The organism is Ruegeria sp. E8, assembly GCF_056533985.1.
Genome location: NZ_JBQFOY010000032.1, coordinates 20,094 through 27,840 on the forward strand (window position 1 = coordinate 20,094; position 7,747 = coordinate 27,840).

The following is a 7,747-nucleotide window of genomic DNA, read 5'->3' on the forward strand; positions in this document are numbered from 1 at the left end:
GATGTCAATCCTGTTGGATGTTGGACGGCTTTTCCGTCACTTGTCGTTCTTTGGTTTGTCCTTGATCCTGTTGGCGTAGTCGGCAGTCCGGCCTGCAAGATTGGCATCAAAATCAAGCCCGATTTCCTCGCCCATCTGCTTCATCGCGGGCAGACGCACAGCCATGCCCAGGATCTGATCCATGGCCGCTCCAAATGCGCCATCGACCCCTTCTCCCGCGCCAGAGCCATTGCCGCCGCCCGCGCCAGAGATCTGGTTGATCTTGATCGAGTCGATCTTTTCAACCGGTTTCATCATTTGCGTCATGATTTCCGGCAAACGGTCGAGTTTGCGCTCTTCCAGACGCATCCGGATCACCGCTTCACCAAGCGTGTTTTCAGCCTGATTTAAGGCAATGCGGCCAGCGGCTTCGGCCTCCATGCGCGCACGCTCAGCTTCGCTGGCCTTGGTTTTCGCGGCGGCATCAGCCTTGGCCTTCTCAAGCAGCGTTTCGACATCGCTCTTGACTCTGGCCGCTTCAAGCTCAAGCTCTTTTTCCTGTTTCAGGCGGGCTATTTCCCGTTCACGCTCGGCGATGGCACGCTCTTTTTGCGCTTGAACGCTTTCGGCCGCCAATATCACTTTGGCCCGGGCTTCTTCCTCTTCCGCGCGCGCTTCGGCTTCCGCAGCACGCTTTCGGGCGATCATAATGTCGTTGTCGATCTTTTCTTCTTCGAGGACGCGAATGGCCGTCATTTCGGCCTTGCGCAGTGCCTCATCACTTTCAACCTGCGTCGCCTTCACCCGCTTTTCGTTTTCGATTCGGGTGGTTTCGCTTGCAAGTTTGGCTTCATCGCGCGCTCTGTCCTCGCGGGATTTGGCGTCAGCTTCGAGCTTGGCCAAATGTTCCTGCTGCGCGATTTCGGCTTCCCGTTCCGCGCGTTGCAATTCAAGCTGCCGCTGGTGCTGGGCCAGATGACTTTCGCGAACGGCAACCTCGGCCTCGGATTCGATGCGAACACGTTCTTTGCGCTGATCCGCGACCAGTTCAGCCAATTGACGCATACCTTGCGCGTTGAACGCGTTATTTTCATTCCACTGGCTCAAATCGCTCTGATCAACGGCAATCAGCGAAGCCGAAACTAATGTCAGCCCCAGTTTCGCCGCCTGAGTTTCGATAGCGTCTGCCACATCTTTGGAAAAACCCGAGCGATCCAGGTGAATTTCTTCCAGTGACCGAGCCGCCGCTGCGCGTTGGATGGCATCCACAAGCGAACCTGCAAAAACATCCTTCACGGTCTCGCCCCCGCGAGCGATACGCGATCCCAACGATTGGGCCGCCGTTGAGATACCTTCATCGGTCGGTGCAACACGAAGCTCGAATTCGAACTGCACATCTGCGCGCATCTTGTCACGCGTCAGGACAGCATCGCGGCCCTCACGGTTGATGCTGAACGTAAGCGCCCCCATCGACACTTTTTGAACCTGATGCAAAATGGGAAGAGACAGGCAACCACCGTCGGTGACAATGCGGCGGCCTCTAAATCCGGTTCTCACCAGCGCTGTGTCCAGCGTCGCTTTTGCGTAGTATCTTTGCAAAAACCAGATCGCGATCAGCGCGATGACTGCCAGCAGAACCAGCGTGATGACCCAAGCCAAGGCAATTCTCCCCATTTGACCAATCGTCAGACCTGTGGTCTGCGATCCATTCGCTTGCCAAAGCGTGGGAGAATTTGTTTTCCATTTCAAGTAAATTATTTGAATTGGAAATTATTTCACGTAATTTGCTGATTTATAATTCTTTTATGACCTCAAGTCGCAATCCATCAGCGCGAGCAAGGTAGATAGGCGCCCGTTCGCTCTTGTTTGTTGACGACTGTTTGCGCCCACTTCGATGAATCACGGGCAGGGCATCCGAGACACTATGTTCACGCCATACCTTCGCGTGTCTTTGTATTAATCCGGCCAGAAAATGAACGCCTTCGTAGGTGGATTGCCCCAATGTGTTCAAGACCGGAGCCTGATCCCCATGCACCCGATAGTACTTTTCCTTGAACGCGGCATTTGCTTCTGTTGGAAGCCCGCCAAAATACGAAGACGCGGCGAACATGCGCCGGCTGTTGCTTGCCCCGCATCCAAGCAAACCATTCTCATCAAGAGCGCAAGACAAACGGACCATCCTGTCGTGCAATTTTGCCTTGCCAAATGCCCGATTGAACGTGACCGCATCCTGACCAACCAAAGAGATCAGTACCGCCTCTGCCCCTGATCTGGAAATATCTTCAACGGATTGGCTCATGCTCTTCAGACCAAAGGGGAGGTATTTTTCATAAGCCAAACCAACTGACATCTCCCTAAGTTTGGCCTTGGCATAATTGTGCGACGTTCTGGGCCAGACGTAGTCGTTGCCAATCAAGGCCCAGCTTCGGGGTCGATATTCTCGCTGCAGGTGCTCCATCGAAGGACCAAGTTGTTCCTCAGGCGTTTCCCCGATGGCAAACAATCCATCCGTCCGTTCCCCACCTTCATAAAGTGGGGTGTAGATATAAGGAACGCGCTGACGCACAATCTTGCTGAGCCGATGCCGGACCGAACTGAGATGCATCCCGACAATTGCGTCAATCGACTCGGTTTCGATCAGGTCATTCACGGTCTCTTCGATGGAAATGCTCGCCTCCATCGCGGCGTCTATCATAATAAGCTGCACTTTGCGGCCATCTATGCCGTTTGCCCGGTTCAACTCCTCAACCGCGACCTGGGCGCTTGAAATACAAGAGGGCGCCCAAAGTCCCGCAGCACCGCAAAGGGGGATAAGCAGGGCAATCCGATACGTTCCCTTGCCGCGCAACAGCGGATCATCGCGCAGTTCCTCAAGTTCAGTTGGTACAGCCAAAAGCGTCGTCAAATCAGCTTTGCCCTTTCCAGTCGTGTCGGGACCGCTACATACCAATTGATTTTACTTTCCAAGTCAAATAATTTCAGACTGACAACGACAGGTGCCCCAATGGAAACGAGCCCAGGATCAATTCAGGATTATCTTTCTTATGCCCTGGCCGCGGCACATCGAAAGATGTCTGCTTCCTTGAATACACGCCTGAAACAGCACGGAATTCAGATTGAAGCGTGGCGGATTCTGGAAACGCTGGAGGCGGGCAAGCGGTTGACCATGGGGCAACTCGCCGAGGTCGTCTTGATGAACCCACCGACGTTGACCAAGCTGGTGGACCGTATGGTTTCAGACGGTCTGGTGCATCGGCAAGTGGCTCAGGCTGATCAACGACAAATCAACGTACTTCCCACGGCGCTTGGCAAAAAACGTATGCTACAGATCAGACAAGAAGTGCAGGCACAGGACGCGGAATACCAATCCCTGCTTGGGAAGGAAGAGGCTGACAAGCTCATTGAGCTACTGCGCGGCGTGGTTCAATAGCGCTTGTATCGCAAGGTCAGTTCCAGTTGGCATGACTGTACTTCGAGCCGACTCCATAGGGCTGCTTTTATTCGAGAAAGCGGCCCTATGCCGAAGCCACACATGTGGCAGCTTTGTCCGCTTCTTGCCTATTCAAACGTGGTGCAGCGAAAGCCCGGAATGTCCAACGATAAGAGTCCGTCCCAATCGGAACAGACCCCACATTACTCCAACCCGGTGGTCTCGCTGTTCCCGGCAACACATTCACCAGCGCGAACAATAATCTATAATGTCTTCCGTCGTTAAAGGCTGTGACCATCATCTTCATGAACGTGGGTGGCCTGTTCGCGGGTATGGGCAATCTCCTGCACCACAGCGGCAATCTTGCTGGATGAAACTTGGTGCAGCTCACCGACAACGGCCTCGGCCCGCTCGTAGCTGTCCGGAACGCCTTGGCTGTTGAAGTGGGCCGCAGCGGAAGAAATATCCGCGCCTTTCCAAGTCGCCGTTGTGCCGACTGAAACGCTGTCATGATCGTTGTAGCGGGCCAGGAAGGTGTTACCGTCGAGACCGAAGCTGTTGGCGGTCGCCACAATGTCATCACGCACAGCCAGCCATTTTTCGGCCTCGGATGGGTCCAGATTGTCCAGCTCGGTCGCATTCATGGATGTGGTGTAACTGTCGTCTGCAACAGTGTACGCCTGCAGGTCGGTGTCGTATGGGCGCAGCTCGGCAACATCGCCCTTCAGCTCTCCGATCTGCACGTCCATTGCGGCGTGCAAGTGCGGATCTTCAACCTCTCGGGCAAGCGCCTCCATGTTTTTGATGGAGTTCACAATGTCTTTGGTCTGTTGTTCGTAGTTCTCGAAACCGGCCTGCCCTAAAGCGGATTGCATATACTGAACATAGCGATCACCGGGAGACTGGTAGTCATCGGAATCCTGAAAACCTTTGTCGCCGGACAGATCCGCAAGGGACGAATAGTAGGGATGATACAGGTCGTATTCCTGAGCATCGTTCATGTGCTGAGAAACCAAAGCCTGCATATCGTTCAGATCAACCGGCTCCCCTGACCGCTCCGCAGCCTCCAATTCGATTTTCAGTTCTTCGACCAGATTTTGTTGCGCCGTGTGTTCGTCAACACGGCGGTTGGCCTGGTCCTCGATGTCGAAGCTCTTTGAAGCGATGGCTGCACGATCAAAGCCCATCGCCTGCTGTTCTTTCTTGATGATGTCGATCTGCTCTGAAACGCGATCCTCGCGCGGGGCGGATTGATCGAATTGGGAATAGGGTGCGAAGTGTTCGACTTCGTTCAAAAGATAGTCTGTACGCGAAACCATAGTTTGTCCTTTGCGAGTTGATGGATAACTCTTTGATGGATCTGCCTACGGCGTTGGCGCACTCATCAGGCAGACCGGGTGAAGTCCTATAGGCTGTGACCGTCATCGTCACCGCGCCCTTGCAAGAGCGGGTGCGTTGCGTGGGCGTGAACGTCTGAAAGTTCTTCTGAGATTGCGATGATCCTGGAAGAAGCAAGCTGGTGCAGCTCGTCAACAACGGCCTCTGCCCGGTCGTGGCTGTCCGACAATCCTTGAGCCTGGAAGTGGGCTGCGGCGGTCGAAATGTCGTCGCTGCGCCATCCCATTGTAGTGCCAAAAGTGACGTTGTGATGGTCGCCAAAGCGGGCAACGAACGCCTCGCCATCAAGGCCGTAGCTGCTGGCCGTGTCGGTGACTTCCTTGCGGATCGCCGCCCACTTGTCGGCCTCTGGATAATCCAAGACATCCATTTCGGCGGTGCCCATTCCCATCGTCGTTGAATAGCGCCGGTCCTCGATGATGAAGGCTTGAAGGTCCGGATCGTTGGTGCGCAGATCCGCAACGTCGCCCTTCAGCTCGCCAATCTGAATATCCATTGCGACACGCAAATGAAGGTCGTCAACCTCACGGGCAAGACCTTCCATCTTGTCGATGGATTGCAGCAATTCTTTGGTCTGAGTCTGGAAGTCCTCATAGGCCCCCTCGCCCAAGGTGTCCTGCATATAGACCTCGTAGCGGCGTGCTGCCGGGGCATAATCAGCGGACGCCTGGAACTCCTTGTCATGGACAATATCAGCAAGGGCAGACAGATACGGATGGCTCTGTTCGTTGTCCCGAACGTCGCTGATATGGGCAACAACCTGGGCCTTCAGCTCGGGCGCGATTGTTTCCTCAGAACCGCCTAATTCGATGTGTCGCCGCAAGTTGCTCATGACTTCGGGGGACACATAAGACGGGTCTCCCGGCTCACCGTAATCATCAAAATGATGGGCTTGGTCTAGTAGATGTTCCATTCTCGATACCATAGGTTCCTCTCCTTCAACGAGCTTGATGGCAAACTCTTCGATCCGGTCTTTGACGGCGTTGGCGCGCTCATCAAACAGATCCGACATTCTTGCGATGGATAAAGTCATCACATCGGCGGCCATGTCGCGGGCCGTAACTTCGACTTCCGGAGTGCTTTCGACAACCGACATTCCGGCCTGAACTTTCCACGTATCGGTCTCGACTTCCTGCCGCAAACCGCGCTCAAGGCGGGTCGTTGCGGTCAGCTCAATTCCGTATTCCTCAGCAACCTCGACCTGGATAGAGCGCTGGACGTCGATGTTCATTTCGCTGCTCATACCCATAGCCAACCACTGCCCATGTTCGACGCCTCGGTTGTTCACAACGATGTGGACATGGGGGTTGTCAGTGTCGTTGTGGAACACAGTCAGGTAGTCCCAGGTATCGCCAAAATCACCGCTGCCAAATAGCCGATCTGCGAACTCCAAACCGGCCTCATGAGCGGCATCCGGATAGGTGCCTTCGGGGAAAGAAACGATCATGTGACGGGTGTAACCGTAGTTGGTTTTCCCGTTGAAATCCTCGGCCCAAGTCTCGATCAAATCATTGACCTGATCCGCATCGAGCGGTGTCACGCCATTGTCTCGAATGTCCAACACACCCTCTGCGCGGACGGTCAGATAGTTGATCTGGCGGCGCAGCTCGTGCGCGTTTTTCACACCACCTTTGCGGACGTGCTTTACAACCGCCTCGGGCTTTCCGACCACGGCACCAAGCCGCGCCTTGATGGACGACGCCCGCGAAACCATGAACTTCATGCGCTTGGCGGTCTGCAACTGCTGATTGATCTGTTTGGAACGATCGACACCCTTCTGAGCTTCGCGGAACGCAAGCTCTAAGAAGTCACCTGCTGTCAGATCGTGGGTTGCAGCGTTCATGCGGCGGCATCCCAATCGTCATCACGCAAGATCCGGCGAATGGCGGATTCTGGTTCTCGGTTCCGGCGCGCTGCTGTGATCATCGCCTTCAAGTCTTGCCGGTGCTGGATGATCGCACGATGGAGATTTTCGACGTCGCGGCGGTCGTCGTCCGTCCAGATCACAGTGCCGCGCTTGGCCGATTTCGCAAGCTGGTTGAGGTTGGTGTATCCGCCCTGAACCTGCCGCAAGTTCTTCTGCCAGAGATCGACAACAGCGGGGTCAGGATCGAGATAACCGATCAGGCGATAGATCAGACGCTGGATGATTTGATTGCGGCTCTTGGCTCCCAGCACACTTACAGCTGCCTCCAAACGCTCCAGCGCATCCACTGGCAAGCGTACTGAAAAGACGGTGGTGTCGGAGGGCTTGCTCAATGTATACCTCAGGTTGTATTTTCAGTTTGTAACACAACTACCTTATCCTATCATACTCTCCAAGAGGAAACCGGGGGTGATTTTAGAAATCCGTATTTTCTCAAATTGCCCTCGGAACAGTTTTGCTCTTGGAGGCAATCTCCACGCCGGGAAAAGGGTCCCGCCCCGTTTCCAAACAGCAGGCGTGGGTGCCGGTGGACTGGCGCAGGGCAATCACGCACCGCGTGGGCTGCCCGAACAGCGCCCGTCACATACCGGCACGTTCAAGTTCAATATGGCATTTTCCGCGCGCCTCAGCGCGCTCATTTCCCGCCGCCTGCGCGGCGGGTGTGGCAGGGGTGCGAACTGCCGCGTTGCGGCCGGACGGTGCGCCTGCCCGGCCGTTGGGCCGCGCGCCACGGGTGGCGCGTATGTCGTCCGGCTCTTCGGCCGGAGCAAAGAAAAGGGCGGCTTGCGCCGCCCTGCCCTTTCGTCATTCGGTGACGGGCTCGTCATCGTTCCGCTTTGGGAAGGCCACCATCTCGACGCCGGGGAACATGTTGTGCTTGACCTGGATCGAGGTGATGTTGCCAGCCTCATCGGTACTGACAAAGAGAACCCCGCAGCGATCCCAGAAAGTCTTGCCTTCTTTTTCACCGGTCTTGACGTTCAGTTTCAGAGTTTGAGTTGCCATTGTTTGAT

The 7,747-nt window shown here is 55.2% G+C and carries 7 protein-coding genes; 1 reads left to right on the top strand and 6 read right to left on the bottom strand.

Annotated elements, in window-relative coordinates:
- Positions 1 to 36: 36 nt before the first annotated feature.
- Both ACR0LF_RS22590 and ACR0LF_RS22595 read right to left on the bottom strand, forming a co-directional pair.
- Positions 37 to 1,638, bottom strand: a complete 1,602-nt coding sequence (locus ACR0LF_RS22590; RefSeq protein WP_480582413.1) for a flotillin family protein — start codon at positions 1,636 to 1,638, stop codon at positions 37 to 39.
- A 133-nt stretch (positions 1,639 to 1,771) separates the two neighbouring features.
- On the bottom strand, positions 1,772 to 2,827 hold the full coding sequence (locus ACR0LF_RS22595; RefSeq protein ID WP_480856482.1) for a substrate-binding domain-containing protein: 1,056 nt from the start codon (positions 2,825 to 2,827) through the stop codon (positions 1,772 to 1,774).
- Positions 2,828 to 2,983: 156 nt separating this feature from the next.
- Here ACR0LF_RS22595 and ACR0LF_RS22600 point away from each other — a divergent pair, with 156 nt between their 5' ends.
- Positions 2,984 to 3,409 carry a MarR family winged helix-turn-helix transcriptional regulator gene (locus ACR0LF_RS22600; RefSeq protein WP_170609285.1) on the top strand — a complete coding sequence of 142 codons (426 nt, stop codon included), beginning with the start codon at positions 2,984 to 2,986 and terminating at the stop codon, positions 3,407 to 3,409.
- Between the two features lie 281 nt (positions 3,410 to 3,690).
- Here the strand turns inward: ACR0LF_RS22600 and ACR0LF_RS22605 are convergent, their stop codons facing one another.
- The 4 genes from ACR0LF_RS22605 to ACR0LF_RS22620 form a co-directional block, all read right to left on the bottom strand.
- Positions 3,691 to 4,728: a hypothetical protein gene (locus ACR0LF_RS22605; RefSeq protein ID WP_170609284.1), complete on the bottom strand. Its 1,038-nt coding sequence runs from the start codon at positions 4,726 to 4,728 to the stop codon at positions 3,691 to 3,693.
- 86 nt (positions 4,729 to 4,814) lie between these two features.
- Positions 4,815 to 6,650 (bottom strand): relaxase/mobilization nuclease domain-containing protein, encoded by a 1,836-nt coding sequence (locus ACR0LF_RS22610; protein ID WP_170609283.1) that lies wholly within the window; start codon positions 6,648 to 6,650, stop codon positions 4,815 to 4,817.
- Positions 6,647 to 7,066, bottom strand: coding sequence for a ubiquitin-activating E1 family protein (locus ACR0LF_RS22615; protein ID WP_170609282.1), 420 nt, complete (start codon positions 7,064 to 7,066; stop codon positions 6,647 to 6,649). The genes ACR0LF_RS22610 and ACR0LF_RS22615 overlap by 4 nt, the downstream gene beginning before the upstream one ends.
- 472 nt (positions 7,067 to 7,538) lie before the next feature.
- On the bottom strand, positions 7,539 to 7,747 hold a 209-nt coding region (locus ACR0LF_RS22620), incomplete at its 5' end, for a hypothetical protein (RefSeq protein ID WP_480856483.1).

Bases quoted from the DNA above. Each gene is read 5' to 3' on its own strand.
- ACR0LF_RS22605 (WP_170609284.1), bottom strand. From the start codon at position 4,728: ATGGTTTCGCGTACAGACTATCTTTTGAACGAAGTCGAACACTTCGCA.
- ACR0LF_RS22600 (WP_170609285.1), top strand. From the start codon at position 2,984: ATGGAAACGAGCCCAGGATCAATTCAGGATTATCTTTCTTATGCCCTG.
- ACR0LF_RS22610 (WP_170609283.1), bottom strand. From the start codon at position 6,650: ATGAACGCTGCAACCCACGATCTGACAGCAGGTGACTTCTTAGAGCTT.